The organism is Marinomonas sp. SBI8L, assembly GCF_001624705.1.
Lineage (GTDB): Bacteria > Pseudomonadota > Gammaproteobacteria > Pseudomonadales > Marinomonadaceae > Marinomonas.
This window is the reverse complement of sequence record NZ_JSEO01000015.1, coordinates 108,881-132,377: the sequence shown is the minus strand read 5'-3', so window position 1 is coordinate 132,377 and position 23,497 is coordinate 108,881. Positions and strand designations below refer to the sequence as shown.

Sequence of the window (23,497 nt, the reverse complement as noted above, 5' to 3'; positions counted from 1 at the left end):
GCTTACTTCGATCAACTTGATGCCGATGTCGCAACAGAAAGGGAAAGACTTGGAAAAAAGCCTTAGCGCCATCCAAAAAGGCGCCACCTGAAAAAACGATCAAACAAAGCACAACCGATCCTGATAGCGGCTACATGGTGCGGGATCAAAAGCCTAAAGGCTTTTTCTATCTCGATCATCGTACTGTTGATAGTAAAGTCAACATCATCACTGATGTGCATGTTACATCAGGCAATGTACATGATGCGCGCCCTTATATGGCAAGATTAAAACGGCAAGAGGAGCGGTTTAGTTTTGATGTGCAAGCTGTTGGACTTGATGCAGGCTATAACACAGCAGCGCTGTGTAAGCAGCTGGAGGATAAAGGGATCTTCCCAGCGATCGCTTATCGCCGCTTAAATCATAAAGCAGGCATGTTCTATAAAAAGGATTATGAATACGACCCAGACACGAATACCTATCAATGCCCACAGGGGCAATCCCTTATCTATAAAACAACGACAAGAGAAGGATATCACCACTATCAATCTCACCCAGCAGAATGTGCCACATGCCCATCGCTGAAGCGTTGTACGAAGAACGTGAAATATGTCAAAACAATCACACGTCATCTCTGGCAAGGCAGCAAAGAGAGAGCGTATGTAAAGCGTCTGAGTGAACGCGGTAAGAGAATCTATAAACGACGAAAAGAAACAGTAGAGCGTAGTTTTGCAGATGCAAAAGAGTTACATGGTTATCGTTATGCTCGCTTCAGAGGTCAGCATAAGGTCCAAGCTCAAGCATTAATGACAGCGGCAGCACAAAACATAAAGAAAATAGCCATGCTAACGGACTAGAGAGAAAAAAGACGTGATAATTACCATGACGGCATCATTTTGCGCTTTATAAGAGTAATTGAAAGGTTGGTAAATGTATTAAAAGGGAAATAACTTAAATAGAGAGATAAGACTTCAAAATAACAAACCCCAGATTTTAACTGGGGTTTGTCACTAATCTGAGGGCGCCTATTTAGGCGCCCTTTTTATTTATCTATATTCAGCAGGCTAGCATATTGCGTACCTAAATGCTGAACCTGTCCTTAGAAGTTAGGCTAGTATTTGCGCGCTATGCTCTTTGGTTTTAACCTTTTTTATGATGTCAGTGATAATCCCTTCTTCATCAATGATAAAGGTTGTTCTGACTGTCCCCATAAACTCTCTCCCCATGAACTTTTTAAGTTGCCATGTGTCGTATAGTTCGTGCAGTTTTCTTTCTGTATCAGCAAGTAACGGAAAGGGTAAGTCATTTTTCTTAATGAAGTTTTGGTGGCGCTTTTCTGTATCTGTACTGATGCCAAGAACAACAAAGTTCTGAGCGATCAAGCTTTCATAGTTGTCTCTTAGGTTACATGCCTGAGCTGTGCAGCCTGGAGTTGAATCTTTTGGATAGAAGTATAAAACGACTTTTTTGCCTTTAAACTGAGAGAGTGTGGTTAGCTGGCCGTCTTGGTTTTCGATTTCAAAATCTGGCGCAAGTTGCCCTACTTCAAGAGTCATAATTTATTTCCATGCTTTAGAGTGAATAAGCATGAAGTTTAGCAGCTTGCTGAACGGGGTAACACCTTATTAAACCAATAAAAAGACAGGATTTCCTCTTCTTATAAGCAGAGTCTTGTTGTTCTTAAGTTTGTGCAACTGTACTATATGCACGCATAAAATTTTACTGGAGACGCGTAATGATCACTGGCAGCCTGGTTGCTCTAATTACTCCCATGACAAATGATGGGAAGCTTGATTCTACTAAACTAGATGAGCTTATAGAGTTCCATTTAAAACAGGGAACACATGGTATTGTTGCTGTAGGGACCACAGGTGAGTCGGCAACGCTTGATTATGAAGAACATGCAAATGTTATTCGTCAAGTGGTGACAACTGTTGCTGGTAGAGTACCTGTTATTGCTGGTACTGGTGCAAATTCAACACATGAAGCGATTGACCTAACTCAAAGAGCAAAAGATGCTGGTGCAGATGCTTGTTTGCTGGTAACACCTTATTATAACAAGCCGACACAAGAGGGGTTGTTTCAACATTTCAAAGCAATAGCAGAAGCAGTTGATATCCCGCAAATTTTATATAACGTGCCAGGAAGAACAGCGTGCGATATGGAAAATGCTACAACATTACGCTTATCTTCTATTTCAAATATTATTGGTATTAAAGACGCGACGGGTGATTTGGCTCGTGGTAAAGCTTTAATCGAGCAAGTGCCTGCAGATTTCGCGGTTTATTCAGGTGATGATCCAACTGCAGTTGATTTAATTTTATTAGGTGGTAAAGGTAATATCTCTGTCACTGCAAACGTTGCTCCTGCTAAAACGGCGAAAGCAGCTGAATTAGCATTGCAAGGTAAGGCTGCTGAGGCAAAAGCTGTTGATGCTAGTTTGTTAGGTCTACATAAAAACTTATTTTTAGAATCTAATCCAATTCCTGTGAAGTGGGCTTGTGAGCAATTAGGATTATGTGACTCAGGTATTAGATTGCCACTAACTTATTTTGCTGATTCATTTCACGCTCCAGTGATTGAGGCAATGAAACAAGCTGAGGTAATTGATTAATGGGCATAGCTAAATTGAATAAACTAGCGGCTGCTGTAGCCGTTACTATTACTGTGACAGGTTGTTCTCTTATTGATGATAAAGCAGATGTCTATCAGCAAAGCCAAGCAAATAACGCTGAATTAATCGTGCCACAGGGATCTGTAACTGCTAGAGATAGGTTTGTTATTCCAAATGAAGATAAAATTTCAGACACGACTCTAGCGCCTGATCTTTCTATTCCTACTAAGGCCATACCTGATTCTTTCTCGCCACTGGCTGATTTAGATATTAGTTGGCAAGAGGATATTCTTTGGATTAATACTCCTCTAGAGCCTGAAACACTTGGCGCTGTAATAAAAAACTTTCTAGTATCAATGCATGGTGAAGGTGACCCAATCGCTGTGAATACAGAGACGGAAATTATCAGTGCGCCAATTGGCGATCAAGATATCGGTACCTTGTTAAAGTTTTATTATAATATCACTCGATTGTACCCAGATCGTACTGAATATAGGTTTGAGCTAGCAGAGGCTGAAAGTGGTACCCGTGTTGGATTCCAGCACCGAGTAATCAGTAAAGATCAAAGTAATGATATAGAGTATGGTGACTGGTTAAGCCCAGAAAGTAGTGATAAAGACTATGCGCTTGGTTTACAGTTTATTTCTGCTGTTTCTCGTGAGTCTCTTGCTCAAGATAATAAGTTGGCAGTTGAATCAGAATCAAAGACTAATATCTGGGTGACCAGTGAGGGTGGATATGTTTTAAGGCTTGATGCTTCTTTAGCTGAGTCTGATGTTGCATCCTTTATTGATCAAAGTGACTTATATTTAATTTCTCGTGATCCTCTAGAATTGGCATTCGTGACAGAGGGTGAGGTAGCTAAAGTTGGTGATCTTAGGCGCATCAATCTACCAACCAAAACGAAAGATGGGGAGGAGCTTTTCTTATTTAATATGAAAAGACGTAACCTTGATAACGTTGAATGGCAAAAGCGAGTTTACCCTGTTGACCTAGTTCAAAGAGCCGAAGGTTTGTTTTTAGAAGCAGATACATCTGCGACAGAACAGCCTGAAGTGGTTTCATATCGAATTATGTCTGCACTGAAAAAATAACCCCTATAGCAAAATTAAGCGGAGACTCTCCAATGGAAAAGCGTGAAGAACTATATGCAGGTAAGGCAAAATCTGTATTTAAAACAGATGACCCTGATAAAATGGTTCTCGTATTTCGTGATGATACGTCAGCATTTGATGGTAAAAAGGTTGAGCAGCTAGACCGTAAAGGTATGGTGAATAATAAGTTCAACGCTTTTATTATGACTAAGCTGCAAGAAGCAGGTATTCCAACGCATTTTGAAGCATTGTTAAGTGATAATGAGTGCTTGGTTAAGTGCTTAGATATGATGCCTGTTGAGTGTGTAGTGCGAAATATTGCTGCTGGCAGCTTATGTCGTCGTTTAGGTGTAGAAGAAGGTTTAGAGTTAAACCCACCAACATTTGAATTGTTCTTGAAGAATGATGATCTTGGTGACCCTATGATTAATGAGTCTCATGTTGAAGTGTTTGGTTGGGCTAAACCAGAGCATCTAGCGATCGCTAAAGAGCTAACATATAAAGTGAATGATGTATTAAAAGACATGTTTGCTAAAGGTGGAATGCTGCTTGTTGATTATAAGTTAGAGTTTGGCATCTTTAATGGTGAGGTTGTTTTGGGTGATGAGTTTAGTCCAGATGGCTGTCGTTTATGGGATAGCAGTACCCGTGAAAAACTTGATAAGGATAGATTCCGTCAAGGTTTAGGCGGTGTGATTGAAGCTTACGAAGAAGTTGGTCGCCGTATAGGGATTGATTTTGACGCTTAATGATGTAGTCAATATCGATACATTTTAAGATAAAAAGAGGGGGAAACCCCTTTTTTTATCTCTGAAAAAACATGTAATGATTTATAAGTTAGTGAAAGCAAGATTTAGACTTTTAAGGATGTCATTTGTTTAATTTTTTACCTGTTCGAATTGGGCTTCGTTATGCTCGTGCAAAGAGGAACAATCATTTTATTTCTTTTATTAGCTTCTCATCTATAGCTGGCTTAGCTTTAGGTGTTGCTGTTTTGATTGTTGTCTTATCGGTTATGAATGGGTTTGATCGTGAGTTGCGACAAAGAATTTTAGGAATGGTACCTCACGCTACTTTGTGGGGCAGTCCAAACTTGCTCAATTGGCAGGCAGATGCACAGTTGGTTGAAGCTTTACCTGGAGTTCTTGGTGTTGCTCCTCATACTCAGGCACAAGTTATGTTTCAATCTAAAAAAGGTGTGCAAGGTGCGCTTTTAAATGGTATTGATCCTGAGTTAGAAGCTAAAGTATCTATCATAGATGAACATATGGTTAAGGGGTCTTTGGATGCCTTGAATAATCAATCATTTGGCATCATTTTAGGTGAGCAGCTGGCTAAAATTTTAAGGGTTAAGTTAGGGGATAAAGTAACGGCTATTTTGCCTGAAGCGAATGTCTCTATTGCAGGGATTACGCCTAGATTAAAGCGATTTACCTTAGTTGGTATTTTTAAGGTTGGCGCTGAACTCGATTCAAGCCTTGCTTATATCCACATTAATGATGCGGCTAAATTAAAACGCTTGCCTAAAGGTCAGGTGGAGGCTTTAAGAATATCATTTGATAACTTGTTTAAAGCACCTACTGCAATCTGGGAGATTGCCAGAGCAGTGCCGGGACAAAATAGGGTTAGTGATTGGACAAAAACCCATGGTAATTTATTTCAGGCAATCCAGATGGAAAAAACCATGATTGCTCTTTTGCTTTTACTTATTATTGCTGTGGCAGCATTTAATATTGTATCCACCTTGGTCATGGTGGTGACAGATAAGCAAACTGATATTGCTATCTTGAGAACCATGGGGTTAACCTCTGGCCAAGTGATGTGTGTGTTTATTGTACAAGGTATTTTTATAGGTGCATTTGGTTCTCTTTTGGGGCTTGTTTTAGGTGTACTTGGCGCTTTAAATGTGAGTGCTGTAATTAGTTGGTTTGAAAAAGTTATGAATATTCAGTTTCTGAATGCAGATGTTTATTTTATTAGTTATTTGCCTTCTGAGCTGAATTGGCAAGATGTTAAGTTAATTATGATTTCCGCTTTTATTATGACAGTGTTGGCGACAATTTATCCTGCGTGGCGAGCATCAAAAGTTCAACCAGCAGAGGCTCTACGTTATGAATAATAAACTTGTTTTAGAATGCCAAGACCTCTGTAAAGATTACGATGATGGTAAGCACAAGGTATCTGTATTTGAAGGGATTCAGCTTGACCTAAGAGCTGGAGAAACTGCTGCTATAGTGGGTGCTTCAGGCTCAGGTAAAACAACTTTATTAAACCTTTTGGCAGGACTGGATCTTGCGACAAGTGGCGATGTCCTTTTAGATGGGGTGTCTTGGGCTAGCATGAAAGACAAGCATAGGGCGATCATGCGTAATAAAAACTTAGGTTTTGTTTATCAATTTCATCATCTTCTTCCAGAGTTTAGTGCGCTTGAAAATGTGATGATGCCCATGTTGATAGCAAATAAAACTCGCAAAGAGAGTCAAACTAAAGCTAAATCTTTACTTGGGCAGGTTGGATTGGGTGCTAGGTTAGATCACAGGCCATCTCAGCTTTCTGGTGGTGAACGTCAGCGAGTTGCAATAGCAAGAGCGTTAGCGAACGATCCTGCGTGTGTGTTAATGGATGAGCCAACAGGTAATTTAGACGAAAAAACTGGTAACGAGATTCAGGCTTTAATTCAAAGCTTGAAAGTCGAGTTGAATATGGCTTTTCTAATTGTTACCCATGATGAGGGGATGCTAGATTGGATGGATTCTGCTTATCGTTTGCATTTTGGAAAGATTCAAGAAATTGAGATAGCCTAATTAATAGTGATAGAAATCAAACTAAGCCGGTGTTGTTTCAATACCGGCTTTTTAATGCTTCTTTTTTGGCCTAAGCTTTCTTGCGTTCCAGCGTTTATTTACCTTGTGACGCCAAAGTATCAGGATGGCTAAATAGCCTGTAATGCTTGCTACAAGGCCTGTGATGAGGGAGCCTATGTATAAAGGTAGCCAAATGTGCTCTAGTTGCCCCCAGATCCAGTCAATAGAAAGTTGAAATTCAGATCCATGGTTGTTGCCAACAACTAGCGTGCCTATCAAATAGTTAAAGTAAAATAGGAAAGGCATAGTGATAGGGTTTGATACCCAGACCAAAGCAATGGAAAGAGGGATGTTTGCTCTTAAGGGGATGGCAAACAAAGCTGCAGCAAGCATTTGAAGGGGCATTGGAAGGGCAGCCCAAAACAGTCCATTTAAAAAGGCTTTAGCAACAGATTTTCTATGTAAATGCCACAGCTCATGGTCATAAATTTTACTTCCTAACAAGGCTAATAATCTATTTTCCTTTAGCTTGTCGGGATGAGGTATAAATCTTTTAAAATATCGCTTTGGCATAGAGTGTTTTTCTAAAGTAGCTAAAAGGACATGGAGGTCTTAATGCTGCTGATGCAACTTGCATTGCTTATTTTGGGTGTTTTGTGCCCATACGAAATAAGACTCGGGTATTTTACTCATATCTTAATCTTCTGTCTCTATTTATTAGCGACTAAAAACTACAAACATCTGATTTTTATTACAATATTATTAATAAGTTTGCTGCTAACTTGGGGGCAGCAGGATACAGATCTTCGACTTAAGTTAATGGATGAGTATTCTATTTCTTTTGCAGATGTTACAAGGCATTCTGAGTTTGGATATATGCTTGATGTTAGTGCTCTTGTGAAGCGCGAGTCTACTTGGTATCAAGTGTTTAGGTTTAATAGGCAAAGGTTTGTTGTTAAATTTGCTTTTAACGAAAGCTATCAGCAAATTGAACCTGTTAATAACTCCTCAAATGTCTCACTAAAACTTACCTCGATAGAAGTCGCTGATATTTATGGGAATTGGCTACAAAGGCGCTTGTATCGTAATGGCTTAAGTGGCGAGCTTCATTTTCAAGTGCTTAATTGGAGTGAAGAGCAGAAGAGAAAATTCGAAGATATTAAACCGACTTTAAGAGTTAGTTTGCTTAATAAACTGGATGATTTGTATGAGTCTCTAAAAAGTTGGCCTTATATAAAGGCTTTGCTTTTTGGCGACACTCAAGCACTTAGCCAAAAACAGCGTTGGTCAATTAAGTACTTTGGCCTTATGCACTTATTTGTAGTTTCTGGACTGCATATTGGCTTTATCTATCTTATTGGTTCTACGATTTCCCGTTTATCATGGCAAATTCTACCTTCTTTTTTAATTGGTTTCTTTGGAGAGAAATTGGCCTTTACATTGCTCATATTGATGCCAATAACCTTGTTTTACGCTTATTTAACTGGTTGGGGAGAGTCTGTGCAAAGGGCTGTTATTATGCTTTTTACTTGGCAAGCAATGAAATTGTTTGGTATCAAATTAGCATCAGTCTACGTGTTATCAATAAGTTTATATTTAATCTTATTGATAGATCCTTTATCAATTTATTCAGTTGGTTTGTGGTTATCATTTTCTCTAGTCTATCTATTGCTCATATACTTTGAGCGGGATGCAAAGCAAACATTTCAGACTATTCAATTGCAAGTTTTGTTAAGTTTATGTGCTACAAGCTTAATTCTGGGGTGGCAGATTTCGTTATCATCGGGTGTGATACTCATTAATCTTATTTGCTTACCAATTATTGGTATTTTTCTTTTCCCAATGGCATTTCTTGCTAGCCTATTTGACTTTATTCTTGCTGAAATTAATTTAATGATTTGGTTGGATGAATTGCTAATCTGGGCTTTGCCTAAGCTAGAGTATTTTTTAATGGACTTACCTTCTTTGTCGCTTAACAGAGACTTAGGAGTCGCTATTAAATTGGTGTTATATTTGCTCTGTTTGATTTGGGTTCTATTTCGGCATAAAGGCTATGTTTGGTTGTGTTTTCCCTTTCTTATATCTGTGATGATTTTTTCAGGAAAATTAAGTGAAGTTGGAACAGGTACTTACCAGCTTTCGAATAATACAAATATTATTGAGCTGAAGTCCGATCAGACTAATTCCTTACTTTCATCAATTTGGGTAAATAATACCTCTGAAATGTCTATGTTGTGGCTGGGAGATTACTTTGATGAGCTTACTGAAAACGAGAGAGTACTAATATGGCCATTCTCTAATGGGAAGGTGTCAGCTTACTTCTTAAAAGCCTTGTCGCCTAAATGGCTAGTTCTGAATGCTCCCCCAGATTTAAAACTTACCGCACTCATGGAGGCTATGAATGTGTCTTGGCTAGTTTTGGCGGAAGGGGAGGTGATAAAATTTGAGTTTTGGCGAGGGCAATGGGTTATAAAGCATTCTAACTGTTTGATTTTTTTAATTTCAGGTCAAGAAAACAATTGTATGCGTGTTGCCGAGCTTGAGAGTGTGTTAAATTATTCGCCAAAGCATTAAGGGAGTTTTTTGTGTTAGATTTTATTCAATCTGGCGGTTTTTTTATGTGGCCGCTTCTTGCCTGTTCTATTTTAACATTAGCTATAGTCATTGAACGTTTTTGGACCTTAAGGCGCTCAAAAATAACTCCTCATGGTATGTTGAATAACATCTTAATGATGCTGCGCGAAGATAAGTTGAACCGTGAAAATATACGTAAATTACAGCTTAGTATGGGGATGGGGTCTATTTTTGCTGCGGGTATTTTGAACTCAAAATATGGCCGCAATATTATGAAGGAAAGTATTCAGGAAGCAGCCAGCCATGTTATTCATGAATTAGAACGCTTTATGAATACATTAGGAACAATTGCGGCAATATCACCACTTCTGGGCTTACTAGGTACAGTAGTTGGTATGATTAAGGTTTTTGCTGTGTTGATGGAGCAAGGTGTTGGTGATACCGCATTGCTGGCCGGGGGGATTTCAGAGGCCTTATTAACAACCGCTGCAGGCTTAGGTGTGGCAATTCCTGCGCTTATTTTTCATCGTTTTTTTGCTCGTAGAATTGATGAGTTAGTTGTGACTATGGAGCAACAATCGACAAAATTGGTTGAAGTGATTCATGGCGACCGTGATGCTGTTTCTGCAGGAGGCAAGCGTTGAAGTTTAGACGTCAAAAAATTGATGAGGTAAATATTAATTTAACGCCTTTGATTGACGTTGTTTTCCTCTTACTTATCTTTTTTATGGTGACAACGACATTCAAGCAAACGGATGAGCTGACGATTGAGCTACCAAGCGCACAGGCTTCACAAGTTTCTGACTCAGAAAAAAATAAAATAGAGATCTTAATTACGGCAGATGGTCAGTACACTTTAAATGGAATGACTTTAATTAATGAAAAAGCGGACACTCTTAAACAGGGGATATTAGAAGTTTCTGAGGGAGATACACAAAGGCCGCTGATCATTACTGCAGACGCTAAAGCATCTTATGAACTCGTATTGCGCATCTATGATGCAGCCGCTCAATTAGGTTTTGCTAAGTTGGCTCATACAACAGCGAGAGAAACGCAAGAGTGAGTTTAGAAACTTTATTTAATAAAGCATGGTACGGGAAAAACAAATGGACTCAAGTATTTAGGCCTGTGTTGCCACTTGTTTCACATCTTGTGGCTAAAAAACGTCGTCAGTTCCTAGCGGATACTGATAAACATAAGCAAGTGAATGTCCCTGTTATTGTGGTTGGTAATATCAGTGTTGGGGGGACTGGAAAGTCTCCCATGGTGCTTGCTCTAATTGAAGCGCTTAAATTAGCGGGATACTACCCAGGGATTGTATCACGTGGTTATGGTGTTTCTGCCGCAAATCCGATTCGAGTAACACCTGAGTCTCTCGCTAATGAATGTGGTGATGAGCCTGTGATGTTAGTGCGACGTTCAAGATGTCCTATGGTCATTTGTCAGAACCGAGTCGATGCAATAAATGTCTTGCTTGAAGATAAGCGGGTTGACCTAGTAATTAGTGATGATGGTATGCAGCACTATGCTATGGCAAGAGATATTGAACTGCTTATGTTGGATGCTAAAAGAGGGCTTGGTAATGGTGCTCTTTTGCCAGTAGGGCCTTTGAGAGAGCCTGCTTCAAGAGTTTTAGAGGTTGATTATGTGATTAGTCTTGTGTCTGAAAAAACTCAGCCTGATTTAGAGCGAAAGAAACAAGAAATAAGAGAATTATTGCTTAGCTATCAGGGTATTGATAATGCAGAAATACTAGATTCTAAGTTAATCCCTGCTTCTGTCAGTCCTCAAAGCTTAGTTAATCTTAAAACGGGTGAACATGTTGCTCTAGAGGTATTAAAAGGCTTCAAACAATGCAGCTTGGTCGCTGGTATTGGTAACCCTGAACGCTTCTTAAATACCTTGTTAGAAGCGGGTTTACCTTCTGGCTATACTACAAGCTGGTTTGGTGATCATCATAAATTTAGTGCAGACGATGTTGCTCAAGATAACCCCGTGGTGATGACAGAAAAAGACGCCGTAAAATGTAAAGACCTTAATTTAGATAATGACAATGTATGGTATTTACCAATTGAGGTAGGATTGCCTGCAGAGTTTATTGAGTCACTAACTGAAAAGTTGATATCAGTTAGTAGCAAAGAGTAGTTTTTAGGAAGTTGAAATGAAAAAAGCATTATTAGATATCTTAGTTTGTCCTGTAACAAAAACACCTCTAGTGCTGAATGAGGCTGGTACTGAGCTAATTAGTAAAGTAGGTGGGATGGCTTATCCTATTCGTGATGGCATACCTGTCTTGCTGGAAACTGAAGCAAGAACATTGACGACAGAAGAGCGTCTTGATGAATCAAAAAAATAGTACTGATAAAGTCTTGAATGTCTTGGTGGTTTGCTTGGGGAATATATGTCGTTCTCCTGCTGCCCAAGGTATTTTAGAGGACAATATTAATAAACGAAGTTTGAATATTAATGTGGATTCAGCCGGTACGGCTGCCTATCATGTTGGGAATTCACCAGATAGTCGGTCTGTGTCAACTTTGTCTTTAAGAGGGCTGGATATTAGTCAGCAAGAGGCAAGACAGGTTAAGTCGTCTGATTTTGAATATTTTGATTGGATATTGGCAATGGATAAATCTAACTTGAAAGATCTGCAATCTAGTTGTCCTGCTTCTTTGAGTCATAAGCTTGCTTTATTTTCAAGCTTCTCTGGTGCTAATGAGGATGTCGCTGACCCCTATTATGGGGCTGATGATGGTTTTGAGCGTATGGCTGATCATTTAGAGCGATTGTCTCAGTCTTTTCTCAATAAGATTGAATCTGAATAATAAGGGGCTAAATATGACGTGTATAGTCAAGCCTGATTTCATTCAAGAAAAAATCTCGCTTAAACCTCATAATAGTTTTCGTTTTGATGCCTTAGCGGCTTTTTATGCTCAAATTTTTAATTTAGACCAACTAAAAAGCGCGATTGAATGGGCTAATTCAAATAGTATTCCTATATCTATGATAGGCGAGGGGAGTAACCTATTGCTCACAGGTGACCTTGATGCTCTTGTGTTAATTAATTGCTTAAAAGGGATTAGTTTATCTAGAACTGACGCATGTGTTGAGGTGCTTGTTTCAGCAGGTGAGAACTGGCATGAGGTGGTTACTTTTGCGATAGAGAACGATTTATCAGGTATTGAAAATTTAGCGCTAATACCAGGCACCGCGGGTGCTGCACCAGTTCAAAATATTGGTGCTTATGGCGTAGAGATTAAAGATGCACTGTCGCGGGTCCAGGTTTTAGATAGGGCTAATGGGGAGTTACTCTGGATAGAGGCTGAAGATTGTGGTTTTGCTTACCGAGATAGTCATTTTAAAGGTAAGTGGACTGACAAGTATTTCATTACTGCCATTTGCTTAGAGTTGAATTTAGTTCATGAGGTCAAGGTGTCTTATGGTGGTTTGGCTGAAGGGTTACCTTCAGAGCCGACAATAAAGCAAGTATTTGATCGAGTTTGCTCTGTGCGCTCTTCAAAATTGCCTGATCCTAAATTGATAGGTAATGCGGGAAGCTTTTTCAAAAACCCTATTGTTACGAATCTAGAATATCAACGAGTTTCTCTAGATTATCCTGACCTTGTGGCTTTCTCCTTTGAAGGAGGGTGGAAACTTGCAGCTGGTTGGATGATTGATAAGGCTGGTTGGAAAGGAGTAAGTCAGAATGGTGTTGGTGTCTATGAAAAGCAGGCCTTGTGTCTTGTTAATCATGATGCTCAAAAAGCGGATGCTTTGTTAAAACTCGAGCAAGAGATTAAATTAGATATTAAGCAAAAATTTGGTGTTGTGCTTGAACGTGAACCTGTACAGCTTGGTAAGATGCCATTAATTTAATATGGCATCTACACATGTTCAGCTTAAGATTGGTGTATTAGATTCAGGTGCTGGAGGTTTGACTGTTTTGTCAGCCTTACTTAAATCGAACCATAAATATGAATATCACTATTTTGCTGATGATGCGTTTGCACCTTACGGTAATTTGACTATTGACCGTATGCGTACAAGGTTAGAAAAAATCTGCTACTTTATGATTAAGTCAGGTGTAAATGTCTTAGTTATTGCTTGTAACACTGCTACTTTATCTGCTATCTCCTATATTCGAAACCTCCCTTGTGTTGTAGATAATAAAATAATTGTTGTCGGTGTGGAGCCTGCAGTAAAGCCTGCCAGCTTAATGTTAGAGTCTGGTGTTGTAAGTGTGTTAGCGACACCTGTGTCATGCGAAAGTCAGCGGCTTAGGGCTCTAATTCAAAATAACCTTCGAATAGAAAAGTCTAACTCCGATACTTTTGTTAAATATCATTGTATTGCGAGCCATATCTTGGCGAAAGCCATAGATGAGTTGCCGAATAGTCAGCAAGTTGTTGAACAAGAATTGCTTCGAATTAAAGATATCTTGGTATCAATGAATTCAAAAGTGCTTGTGCTTGCCTGCACACATTACCCTCTGATTATGCCTATGTTTGAGTCATTACTTGGCCCATCTATAAGTATTGTTGAGCCTAGTCAAGCAGTTGCTGATAGGGTGCTTGTTCGTATAGAGCAAGAGCTAGATTTGGAAGAAGCTATAGAGTCTCAACAAAACCTATATTTGTATTCAAGTTCAAGAAAAGCGGATGTGGTTAGATTATATAGCTGGTTAGAGGGTTTGTTGGGGCAGGCTCGAATGGCTAAGTGGGAAGTGTTTAATAAAGCCAATTGCATCCAAGATTAATCGTTGTTATACATCGATTAATCTTGGGTGTTTTGATTAACTGAGGCTTTGATTTGCTTTTTCAAGCGCTTCTTTTCGTGAGTCTACAAAGGCATCTTCAGGCAGTAATGCAGGGATATTAAGTTTTTCTAGTCGGTCAATTGCTTGTCCGTTGGGGCAAAAAATAAACACTTTGCAGCCAGATTCAACGGCATCTTTTATTGCGTTCTCAAGTGCTAGCCCAACAGTTAAATCCATCATGGGGACAGCACTTAAGTCCAATACCATGGCTTGATATTCTTGAACCGTATTGTGGTGTTTGGCAATTGTTTTACTAACCCCAAAAATCATAGGGCCAGATAGGTAGAAGAATAAAATTTTACCGTCGGCTTTATCGAGTAGCTCAGTTTCTTCTGTGGTGAGTGGTGTGTCATCATCAGCGTCGCTGATGGCTTTAATATTTCCTGATTGTAAACGACTTAATTTCTCAATTGTGAGGATGTTTGCGATAAACACACCGATACCAACAGCAACCATCAGGTCCACAAAAACGGTTAGTAGCATTACGCCATACATTATAACGGTGGGGGACCATGCGACTTTATGGGCTCTTTGAAGGAAGCTCCAATCTAAAATATTAATACCGACATAAAGGGCGATACCTGCAAGTACAGCCATTGGTATAGATGCTGTTAAGTCTGCAGCCCACATTACGACTAAAAATAGAATGAAAGCTCTTACCATGCCTGAGATAGGTGATCTGGCGCCAGACTGAACATTTACAACAGTTCCCATTGTTGCGCCTGCTCCAGGTAAGCCGCCTAGAAAGCCTGAAATTAGATTAGCTATCCCTTGTCCAACAAGCTCCTTGTTAGAGTCGTGCTCCTTTCGCGTCAAGCTATCGGCAATAACGGCGGTGAGTAAAGTATCAATACAGCCAAGTGTGCCTAACACTAAGGCGTTAATTACCATATTTCCCATCATATCAAAGGTAAAGGTTGGCCAGTGTAAACTAGGAAGGCCTGATGGGATTTCACCAATACGTCTTATGCTGTCTTGATCAAAAATAATGATTGAAACAAGTGTAATACTGACCAGGGCAAGTAGTTGAGGTGGTACGTATTTTTGCCACTTTTTCGGCATGTAATATAAAACGGCTAACGTCATTAATCCTAAAAATAGCTCGCCAAAATCCATATTCATCACAAGGTCTGGTAGAGCGGATAATGTACCAGGTACACCGCCTGGAGGGCTTGTTTGCCCTAAAAAGGGGGCTATTTGTAATATGATGAGGATGATACCAATTCCTGACATAAAGCCTGAAATGACGCTATATGGCATCAGGGTAATGTATTTTCCTAGCTTTAACTTACCAAGGGTGATTTGGAAGAGTCCGGCAAGCATGACGACAGTAAACGCCATCGCAAGGCCTTGTTCCGGATGAGCGGCCATCATGGTGGTGAGCACCGCTGTCATTACAACTGTCATAGGGCCGGTTGGTTCAGAAATAAGTGACGTTGAGCCACCAAAAACTGATGCGAAGAAGCCAACAAGTATCGCTCCCCAAAGACCAGTTTCAGCCCCAGCGCCTGAGGCAACACCAAAGGCAAGTGCAAGAGGTAGGGAGACAATGGCTGTAGTTAGTCCACCAAAAAGGTCACCAACAAAATGAAAATCTTTAAATCGAGAATCACCAAAAAACATAGATAATCCAGTAACAGGTTAAACGTATAAATTTTTATTATAAAACAATGTAATAACTAATATGTAGTGACACTTGGCTTGAATCAAAGTCTAAGATTCAAGTTTTTATTTTATGGTGTAATTTATGCCATGTTTAAACTAACGTTTTTCTTTTTTGAATGCAAAAGAGCCCGCGATTAGCGGGCTCTTTTAACCTTAAGAATAGATATTATTCTGACAGGTTAGCTGTTTCAGTAGTGGTTTCTGCTACTGGTTCTTGCTTTGCTGCTCGTGGGTCATTTTTTACACGAGTTTCGCTGCGAGTACGACGAGGTTTAGCTTCAGCATTGCGCTTAGCTCTTTCGGCTTTTTGCTTTTCTTGCTGATCTATAACCGCTTGAGGTAGTTCAACAGCCACTTTAGGTGCTTCGGCTTTTATTGTTGGCTTACCACGAGCACGTCTTGGGGCACGTTTTTTAGCAGGTGTTACTTCTTTAGTTTCAGCTGCTAGGTCAGATTTAGTCTCTGGTTTAGCTTCTTCTGTTACTTCAGGAGTCGTTTTAGCGTTAACTTCTGGTTTGGCTTCTTTTGGGGCTTCAGGAGCTGCTTCGGTTTTAACTTCTAGTATAGCTTCTTCTGTCGCTTCAGTAACCGCTTCGGCTTTAACCTTAACTTCTAGCTTGGCTTCTGGCTCAGCTTTTGGTGCTACCTCAGGCGTTGTTTCCACTTTAACTTCAGAAATAACTTCAGTTTTAACTTCTGCCTCAACTTTAGGTGTTGCCTCAGGAGTTGTTTCAACTTTAACTTCAGGAGTCGCTTCAGCCTTAACTTCTGGCTCAGATTCAGTTGTTACCTCAGGAGTGGCTTCTGCTTTAACTTCAGTTTCAACTGCTGGTGTTGCTTCAGTTTGAGTTTCTGGTGCAGTTTCATGTTTAGCTTCAGGAGTAGATTTTGGTGCTACTTCTGCTTTAGCTTCTTCTGCGACTTCTATCACTTCTACCACTGCTGCTGGAGCTGTATCAGGAGTTACTTCAGTTTTAGCCTCAACTATTGCATCTGCTTTTACTTCAGTTGCTTGGTTTTCTTCTTTTACTTGGTCACGATTGCGGTTCTGGCCGCCACGACGAGTGCGTCGACTAGGGTTACGTTTTTCACGTGTGCCGTCTTTGCTCTCTGTAGCTGCTTTACTGGCTTTTTCTGCTGCTTCCTCTGTCGCTTGTTGCTGTGCTTTAGCAGCTATAGCTTCTTCGTTAGCTTTATTTGCTTCTTCTTTAAGTTTGCCATTACGGCGTTTGTTTTGATTACGCTCGCGTTTGCGCTCTTTTACTTCAGGGATAACTTTCTCTTTACGTTGAGGGCGCTTGCTTTGCGTCTCTTCGTTGTTAGCTTTGTTGTCCTGCTGATCATTACGAGTATTTTTATGGCGATTAGATGATTTAGCTTCAGCCTGCTCTCTACGGCTTTGTCTAGTAGATTGCTGTTTATCATTGTCGCGTTCATCAGAGTGCGCTTGCTTCACGTTACGGTTGTTACCGCGGGTGTTTCTGTTTTTGCTGTTCTTGTTGTTGCGTGTGTTTGACTTTTTGTTAGTAGGTTTGCTTTCTACTACTGGTTTCGTTTCTTGTGTTTCTTCTACGCCAAAAATAGCATTTAGAATGCGTTTAAAGAAACCAACAGGTTGAGTCTTAGCTGGTGCTTTCTTAACATCCGTTGGAGCGGGTGCAGGAGCTGCCGGTGCTATGCTTGTGACAGCTGCTTTCTGACGTGTTTCTTGGTCAGGTTGACGTGGCTCGTAAGGAGGTTGTTCAGGTGTTTCTACTAAGGTGTAGCTGTTTTCGTTTTGCACAACAGATGAGCTGTCATCACGAATACGTTCAACTTCAAAATGTGGTGTTTCCATATGAGGATTTGGCACAAGAATAATATGAACGTGGTTGCGTTTTTCAATTTTGGCTATGTTTGTGCGCTTCTCATTAAGTAGGAAGGTCGCAACAGAAACAGGTAAAACTGCTCGAATTTGTGCAGTTCTTTCTTTCGCGCATTCTTCTTCGATTAAACGAAGAACGGATAACGCTAAGGACTCAACATCACGAATAAAGCCTTGGCCAGTACAGCGTGGGCATACGATGCCGCTCGTTTCTCCTAGGGAAGGACGTAAACGTTGGCGAGACATTTCTAGTAAGCCAAAACGTGAAATACGGCCTAGTTGAACGCGAGCGCGGTCAGCTTCTAGGGCATCTTTCATGCGGTTTTCAACTTCTTTTTGGTTGCGCACAGGTGTCATATCGATAAAGTCAATGACAACTAGTCCGCCGATGTCACGCAGGCGTAATTGGCGTGCAATTTCGTCAGCCGCTTCAAGGTTTGTTTGAAGAGCTGTTTCCTCTATATCGCCGCCTTTAGTGGCACGAGCGGAGTTAATATCGATAGACACTAATGCTTCAGTTGGGTCGATTACAATCGAGCCACCTGATGGTAGACGAACTTCGCGTTGAAACGCTGTTTCGATTTGGCTTTCAATTTGAAAGCGATTAAATAGCGGGGTCTGATCTGTATATAACTTAATGCGTGACTTGAAATGAGGCATAACCTGCATAACAAAGTTCATGGCATCTTGGAAAACAGACTTTTCATCAATCAGAACTTCGCCAATGTCTTCGCGTAAGTAATCGCGAATAGCGCGAATGACTATGTTGCTTTCTTGGTAAATTAGGAAAGGGGCAGGCTTTTCAGAAGCTGCACCAGTGATAGAATTCCAAAGAGTGTTTAGGTAATCCAAATCCCATTGAAGCTCTTCTGTGCTACGACCAACACCAGCAGTCCTAACAATAAGGCCGCCATTATCAGGCATATTTAGGCCAGACATAGCTTCTTTAAGTTGTGTTCTATCGTCGCCATCAATACGGCGAGAAATACCACCTGCGCGAGGGTTGTTTGGCATTAATACCAAATAACGACCAGCAAGACTGACAAAAGTTGTTAGTGCTGCGCCTTTGTTTCCACGCTCTTCTTTGTCTACTTGTACAACAACTTCTTGGCCTTCAGATAGTACATCTTTAATATTGATGCGCCCTTCACCGTGATTAGGCTTTTTAGAGAAGTAGGTTTTTGAGATTTCTTTGAGAGGTAAAAAACCGTGGCGGTCAGCACCGTAATCAACAAAAGCGGCTTCTAAACTTGGCTCGATTCGTGTGATGCGACCCTTGTAAATATTAGCTTTTGTTTGTTCACGAGAACCAGATTCAATGTCAAGATCGTACAGACGTTGGCCGTCAACTAAGGCCACGCGCAACTCTTCTTGTTGAGTTGCGTTAATTAGCATTCTTATCATTTATAAAACTCTGTATTGCTGAGTTAGAAAGCCAATTCCTCGTGCAGTGCTATGTCATGGTTGTTACACAACGCGTATTTAGTTGATCTTTTCTGTCTTTCATTTAGGCGCATAGAGGGTGCTTTTTACGTCCATTTTCCGCATACATATTCACGGGCTCTACTGGAGCGATTGAGTGCATTCATTGCCGTCATTCATAACAAAATCAATACTTATCAATGTTCTTCTACATATGAGCATAAGACCTGTTGATAAGTGTAAAAAATAGACACTTTCTACACTTGGAAGAGGAAATTTCCAAATCAAGTGGTTAAATTATTTAAGCTTATCTTTTACAGAGGTAAGATATAAACTGAAGTGTCGCTTCAGTGGGAGCTCTTTTTGGGGTTCTTTTTTAACTTCGAGGCGTTTTGTTTGCCTCTTACCCTCTGCGCATGTGAATATATCAGTAAAAACTAAGTGCTTCAATTATAAAGGAAACCATTCTTCAGTTATGTCAGATACGAAGAGTAATGAAAATGACCGTCCAAAGGTCAAAATTAATACAATCGATGAAAATAATCATGATCAAAGAATCGATAATTATTTAATGGCCCAGCTAAAAGGGGTGCCGAAAGGGCGTATCTATAACTTGTTAAGAAAAGGTGAAATACGTGTGAATAAAAAGCGGGTTAAGCCTGATACCCGAATTTATTCTGGCGATATTGTGAGGATAGCGCCTATTGTTGTTGAGCCACCTAAAGAGGCCTCAGCAGTTCCTCAGAAATTAATGCAAATAATTGAGTCTCGTATCGTGTATGAAGATGCAGGTTTGATTGTAGTAAATAAACCTTCTGGTTTAGCTGTTCATGGTGGTAGTGGCTTAAACTTTGGTTTGGTAGAAGTGGTTAGACAGCTAAGATCGAAAGAGAAAAGTGTAGAGCTAGTGCATAGATTAGATAGAGATACATCTGGGTTAATTATGATTTCTAAGAAGCGCTCTGTACTTAAGCAACTTCACGCTGCGCTGCGTGAAAAAGAAGGCGTTCAAAAAACCTATCAAGCTTTGGTTTATGGTTCTTGGCCTAAGCGTAAGCTGCAAGTTAATGCACCCTTGTTAAAAAATGAGCTTAAATCTGGTGAGCGTATAGTAAAGGTGCATACGGACGGTAAAGAAAGTCTGACTCGATTTAAATTACTGCGTCAGTTCGAAGGATACAGTTTGGTTGAGTGTGAGCCGGTAACAGGGCGAACTCATCAAATACGAGTACATACCTTGCATGCCGGTTATCCAATAGTCGGTGACGACAAATATTCACCATCAGAGCAAAATAAAGAGGCGAAGGCGCTTGGGTTTAAACGATTGTGTCTTCATGCTGCTAAGCTAGATATTATGCTTAATGATCAGCGTATTTTAGTTGAAGCGCCGATTGATGATGAGTGGCGTAATGCAATGAATCAAAATCTAACGGGTATTTATTAATAAATATTTAACACGTTATAAAAAAAAGACCGCGCTATAAAAATGAGTGCGGTCTTTTTGATTGGGATGCTAAGCTTTTGGAATCATAATGCAAGCTTCGCCTTTGATAACAACAGTATCACCGCATAAGCATTCGGTTTTTAGTGTTACACGGCGACGACGTTCATCTTTTTCAAGAACTGTGATGCGTGTCACAACTTCTGCACCGACAAAAACAGGAGCGCGAAATTTAAGTGCCTGTTCTAAATAGATGCTACCAGGCCCAGGAAGTTCGGATGCAATGGCAGCAGAAATTAGGCCAGCACCCAGCATTCCGTGTGCAATTGGCTTTTCGAATTGTGTTGTTGCTGCGAATTCAGCATCAAGATGAACTGGATTGTGATCACCTGTTAAATCTGCAAATGCTTGAACATCTTCAGGTGACACTACTTTAGTCACTTCGACACTTTGTCCTACCGTGATTTCTTCTAGGGTATAACCTTGGCTCATGTGAGACTCCATTTTTGTCTACCATAATAACTATATGGTGAATAATAAATTGTCAGAAATTGCGTCTGTGCATCTTCTTGATGTATCGAAATAAATTCTATCGGAAATGATGCTGTAAGTGGATAATTTATAGATAAATCCTATCTTGTTTCTTGTTATTTAGAGTATTTGTTGAACTGATAAGTGTTTTGTGAGTCTGTAGAGGAGGATTCACTCTTTAATGCTTGATATTTTTATGAGTGACCGCATATTCAAAAAGATATTGAATTTTAAATGCGATTGATAATTTATAGGGTGAAATTAGGTTATGGCTTGGACGGAAGATGAAGATAAGGTAATGAAAGTCCTTAATAAAGAGCAAGCTGATCAAGTAGATGAATCAAGTCGAACGTCATTGCAGGATGAAAAAAAGGCGGAAGAGAGTGTTCAAGTTTCATCATCTAAAGAAGGTGATAATAAAAGTACGGAAAAACTTTGGCAATTATTAGAAAGCACACTAAAAGAAAATCTAGTTGAGAAGCGTCGTGCGAGGCGCTGGAAGATCTTTTTTAGAAGTTTAACTTTTTCAGTGATTATTGCGATTTTTGTTGTGGCTATGAGTGAAGCTGATATTTCAGAGTTAGATGTTCAAGCTAATTATGTTGCTGTGATTCCAATGGAAGGGCAGATTGGGGCAGGGCAGCCTATTGATGCTAGTATCGTATTACCATTAATAGATGATGCTTATGCAAAGCCCGGTATTAAAGCTTTAGTATTAAAAATGAATAGTCCTGGGGGGAGCCCAGTTCACTCCGGTATTATTTATGATGCGATTCAGTTTAAACGTAAGCAGTATCCTAATGTGCCAACTTATGTAGTTGTGGAAGACCTTGCTGCGTCTGGTGGTTATTACATTGCTTCTGCTGCTGATCAAATATATGCAGATAAAGCAAGTTTGGTCGGGTCTATTGGTGTTATCTCAGCCGGTTTTGAGGCAACAGAGTTGTTGAAGAAAATTGGTGTTGAAAGACGTGTATTTACTGCGGGTGAAAATAAAGCTTTCTTAGATCCTTTTTTACCTATGGCACAATCTTCAATTGATAAATGGCAGGCCGTTTTAGATGAGACTCATGGGCAATTTATTAATGCCGTGAAAGAAGGCCGAGGTGACAGGCTTAAAGAGTCTTCAGACCTATTTACAGGAGCTGTGTTCACTGGTGCTCAAGCGGTTGACCTAGGTTTGGTTGATGGCCTTGCAAGTTTCTATCAGCTATTAAATACTGAGTATAAAGGGGTGGACGTTTTATATTTCACTGAAGATAAAGAGCCGTGGGAAGAAATTGTTAAGTCCTTTGGCGTCAGTGTCGCGAATACTTTCTTAGATTCTATGCGTCTACAATGATGATGTTTGGCTCTAGGCTATATGCTTAGAGTCAAATACCACCTTGTTTGCTTGTCTCTATTCCTACTACTTATTAGTTGGCTTGGTTTGTTAAAGGGTTAAGCCCAAAATTGCTAAGGGATTTACTTACTTTAATTAATGGCAGTCCTATTAATGAATTTGGGTCATCACCTTCCATTTTTTCAAATAGAGCCACGCCTAAACCTTCGCACTTAAAGCTACCTGCGCAGTCTAGTGGTTGCTCTGCGTCAATGTAGCCTTCAATTTCTACTAAATTTAACTTCCTAAAATAAACGCTATATAGGCTTGTTGAGAGATCAGCTTGTTTAGTTTTGCTATCAGTAACGCAAAGGCTTGTTAAGAACTCTACTTTTTTGCCGCTAAAAAGACTGAGTTGCTTAATTGCGTTATCTCTTGTTAAAGGTTTACCAAGAATTTGTCCGTCTAAACAGGCAACTTGGTCAGAAGTGATTATAATGCTTTCCTGAGTGTTTGGGATTTGCTCAAAAATGGCCTTAGCTTTTTCCTTTGCTAATCTTTCAACTAATGCTTTTGGTGCTTCTTTTACTAAAGGGGCTTCATCTATATCGGGACTGATGCACTCAAATGGGAGATTTAATCTTTCCAAGAGTGCTTTTCGGTAGCGTGAAGAGGAGCCTAAAATGAGTCTTTTTTGCACTGTTTATCCTAATAAAAATGAAAAACACGATTGATTTTAAAACTTTTTTAAGAAAGTTGAGGAAAAGTGTATAAAAACTGCTTCAAATAGCAATCAAACTTTGACAACTAGCATGCATATCCATATCATTTGCCGCCATGTTGAATAGCTCATTACCCATATATATAGACCCTCGCAAGTATGCCAATCACGAAATGGCACTTGAAGGACAAATTTCCCTTAACCAGCTTAAGGAGCTTTGTGCTGCCTTGGCGTCTGATGTTGGTGAAGTGACTGTTCATCTGAACTTTAAAGTTGATGAAGATAGGCGCTACATCGCGACAGGCAATCTTAAATCCCAGGTTCAACTCATCTGTCAAAGATGTATGGAACCGACCCCATATGATGTAGATATAGAATTGGCTTTGGCATTTGTTTATGACGAAGACCATGCTAAGAATATACCTGATGAATATGATCCGGTTGTAATGACTGAGGGTGAGATTGTTTTAGCCAAAATGATAGAAGAAGAGTTACTTCTGGCGCTACCAGTAGTTGCTTATCATGATCAAAGTGGTTGCAACCCAATAGCTTTAAAGTATGCATCGTCTACCGATGACGCCCCGGATGACGAAGAAAATCCGAATCCATTTAGTATATTGGCCCAATTAAAGGCCAAAAGTTAGGAGCTCCAAA

The 23,497-nt window shown here is 40.0% G+C and carries 22 protein-coding genes and 1 pseudogene; 17 read left to right on the top strand and 6 right to left on the bottom strand.

What is annotated here, in order from left to right; translation table 11 throughout:
* Positions 1–65: 65 nt before the first annotated feature.
* Positions 66–827 (top strand): annotated as a pseudogene (locus OA91_RS20040) (IS1182 family transposase); the annotation flags it as partial.
* A gap of 258 nt (positions 828–1,085) precedes the next feature.
* On the opposite strand, the gene bcp reads toward OA91_RS20040, so the two are convergent.
* The gene (gene bcp / locus OA91_RS20035) at positions 1,086–1,535 is read right to left on the bottom strand and encodes a thioredoxin-dependent thiol peroxidase (protein WP_063337696.1); all 450 of its coding nucleotides are present in this window, start codon (positions 1,533–1,535) and stop codon (positions 1,086–1,088) included.
* 179 nt (positions 1,536–1,714) lie between these two features.
* Between bcp and dapA the strand changes: the two genes are divergently transcribed.
* From dapA to OA91_RS20010, 5 genes are all read left to right on the top strand, one after another.
* On the top strand, positions 1,715–2,593 hold the full coding sequence (gene dapA / locus OA91_RS20030) for a 4-hydroxy-tetrahydrodipicolinate synthase (protein ID WP_063337695.1): 879 nt from the start codon (positions 1,715–1,717) through the stop codon (positions 2,591–2,593).
* Positions 2,593–3,687 carry a hypothetical protein gene (locus OA91_RS20025; protein ID WP_063337694.1) on the top strand — a complete coding sequence of 365 codons (1,095 nt, stop codon included), beginning with the start codon at positions 2,593–2,595 and terminating at the stop codon, positions 3,685–3,687. Before dapA ends, OA91_RS20025 begins: the two co-directional genes overlap by 1 nt.
* A 32-nt stretch (positions 3,688–3,719) precedes the next feature.
* Positions 3,720–4,436 (top strand): phosphoribosylaminoimidazolesuccinocarboxamide synthase, encoded by a 717-nt coding sequence (purC, locus tag OA91_RS20020; protein ID WP_046019766.1) that lies wholly within the window; start codon positions 3,720–3,722, stop codon positions 4,434–4,436.
* A 125-nt stretch (positions 4,437–4,561) separates the two neighbouring features.
* Entirely contained in the window at positions 4,562–5,806 is a 1,245-nt protein-coding gene (locus OA91_RS20015) for a lipoprotein-releasing ABC transporter permease subunit (RefSeq protein ID WP_046019767.1), read from the top strand.
* Positions 5,799–6,491 (top strand): ABC transporter ATP-binding protein, encoded by a 693-nt coding sequence (locus tag OA91_RS20010; protein WP_063337693.1) that lies wholly within the window; start codon positions 5,799–5,801, stop codon positions 6,489–6,491. The genes OA91_RS20015 and OA91_RS20010 overlap by 8 nt, the downstream gene beginning before the upstream one ends.
* A gap of 51 nt (positions 6,492–6,542) precedes the next feature.
* Here OA91_RS20010 and OA91_RS20005 read toward each other — a convergent pair whose 3' ends face one another.
* A complete protein-coding gene (locus tag OA91_RS20005) occupies positions 6,543–6,995 on the bottom strand; it encodes a DUF2062 domain-containing protein (RefSeq protein WP_231870421.1) in 453 nt (150 codons plus the stop codon).
* 111 nt (positions 6,996–7,106) lie between these two features.
* Here OA91_RS20005 and OA91_RS20000 point away from each other — a divergent pair, with 111 nt between their 5' ends.
* The 8 genes from OA91_RS20000 to OA91_RS19965 are packed head-to-tail and all read left to right on the top strand — an operon-like array spanning position 7,107 to position 13,818.
* The gene (locus OA91_RS20000) at positions 7,107–9,065 is read left to right on the top strand and encodes a ComEC/Rec2 family competence protein (protein ID WP_063337692.1); all 1,959 of its coding nucleotides are present in this window, start codon (positions 7,107–7,109) and stop codon (positions 9,063–9,065) included.
* An 11-nt stretch (positions 9,066–9,076) separates the two neighbouring features.
* A complete protein-coding gene (locus OA91_RS19995; protein ID WP_046019771.1) occupies positions 9,077–9,709 on the top strand; it encodes a MotA/TolQ/ExbB proton channel family protein in 633 nt (210 codons plus the stop codon).
* The gene (locus OA91_RS19990; RefSeq protein ID WP_046019772.1) at positions 9,706–10,128 is read left to right on the top strand and encodes an ExbD/TolR family protein; all 423 of its coding nucleotides are present in this window, start codon (positions 9,706–9,708) and stop codon (positions 10,126–10,128) included. Before OA91_RS19995 ends, OA91_RS19990 begins: the two co-directional genes overlap by 4 nt.
* A complete protein-coding gene (lpxK, locus tag OA91_RS19985) occupies positions 10,125–11,210 on the top strand; it encodes a tetraacyldisaccharide 4'-kinase (RefSeq protein WP_063337691.1) in 1,086 nt (361 codons plus the stop codon). Before OA91_RS19990 ends, lpxK begins: the two co-directional genes overlap by 4 nt.
* A 16-nt stretch (positions 11,211–11,226) precedes the next feature.
* Complete coding sequence (locus OA91_RS19980) at positions 11,227–11,421, top strand: Trm112 family protein (RefSeq protein ID WP_063337690.1); 195 nt, start codon at positions 11,227–11,229, stop codon at positions 11,419–11,421.
* The gene (locus tag OA91_RS19975; RefSeq protein WP_063337689.1) at positions 11,405–11,887 is read left to right on the top strand and encodes a low molecular weight protein-tyrosine-phosphatase; all 483 of its coding nucleotides are present in this window, start codon (positions 11,405–11,407) and stop codon (positions 11,885–11,887) included. The genes OA91_RS19980 and OA91_RS19975 overlap by 17 nt, the downstream gene beginning before the upstream one ends.
* Before the next feature lie 13 nt (positions 11,888–11,900).
* Positions 11,901–12,938 carry a UDP-N-acetylmuramate dehydrogenase gene (gene murB, locus OA91_RS19970; protein ID WP_063337688.1) on the top strand — a complete coding sequence of 346 codons (1,038 nt, stop codon included), beginning with the start codon at positions 11,901–11,903 and terminating at the stop codon, positions 12,936–12,938.
* A gap of 1 nt (position 12,939) precedes the next feature.
* Positions 12,940–13,818, top strand: coding sequence for a glutamate racemase (locus OA91_RS19965; RefSeq protein ID WP_063337687.1), 879 nt, complete (start codon positions 12,940–12,942; stop codon positions 13,816–13,818).
* Positions 13,819–13,854: 36 nt separating this feature from the next.
* On the opposite strand, the gene OA91_RS19960 is transcribed toward OA91_RS19965, so the two are convergent.
* Together OA91_RS19960 and rne are read right to left on the bottom strand one after the other, a co-directional pair.
* The gene (locus tag OA91_RS19960; protein WP_063337686.1) at positions 13,855–15,501 is read right to left on the bottom strand and encodes a SulP family inorganic anion transporter; all 1,647 of its coding nucleotides are present in this window, start codon (positions 15,499–15,501) and stop codon (positions 13,855–13,857) included.
* A gap of 208 nt (positions 15,502–15,709) precedes the next feature.
* On the bottom strand, positions 15,710–18,811 hold the full coding sequence (gene rne, locus OA91_RS19955; protein ID WP_063337685.1) for a ribonuclease E: 3,102 nt from the start codon (positions 18,809–18,811) through the stop codon (positions 15,710–15,712).
* A gap of 493 nt (positions 18,812–19,304) precedes the next feature.
* On the opposite strand from rne, the gene OA91_RS19950 reads away from it, so the two are divergent.
* Entirely contained in the window at positions 19,305–20,273 is a 969-nt protein-coding gene (locus tag OA91_RS19950) for an RluA family pseudouridine synthase (protein ID WP_063337684.1), read from the top strand.
* A gap of 69 nt (positions 20,274–20,342) precedes the next feature.
* Here the strand turns inward: OA91_RS19950 and OA91_RS19945 are convergent, their stop codons facing one another.
* The gene (locus tag OA91_RS19945; protein WP_046019779.1) at positions 20,343–20,762 is read right to left on the bottom strand and encodes a MaoC family dehydratase; all 420 of its coding nucleotides are present in this window, start codon (positions 20,760–20,762) and stop codon (positions 20,343–20,345) included.
* A gap of 307 nt (positions 20,763–21,069) precedes the next feature.
* On the opposite strand from OA91_RS19945, the gene OA91_RS19940 reads away from it, so the two are divergent.
* The gene (locus tag OA91_RS19940) at positions 21,070–22,143 is read left to right on the top strand and encodes a S49 family peptidase (RefSeq protein ID WP_082828042.1); all 1,074 of its coding nucleotides are present in this window, start codon (positions 21,070–21,072) and stop codon (positions 22,141–22,143) included.
* Between the two features lie 73 nt (positions 22,144–22,216).
* Here the strand turns inward: OA91_RS19940 and OA91_RS19935 are convergent, their stop codons facing one another.
* A complete protein-coding gene (locus tag OA91_RS19935; RefSeq protein WP_063337683.1) occupies positions 22,217–22,822 on the bottom strand; it encodes a Maf family protein in 606 nt (201 codons plus the stop codon).
* 194 nt (positions 22,823–23,016) lie between these two features.
* Here OA91_RS19935 and OA91_RS19930 point away from each other — a divergent pair, with 194 nt between their 5' ends.
* A complete protein-coding gene (locus OA91_RS19930; protein ID WP_231870419.1) occupies positions 23,017–23,487 on the top strand; it encodes a YceD family protein in 471 nt (156 codons plus the stop codon).
* Positions 23,488–23,497 lie beyond the last annotated feature (10 nt).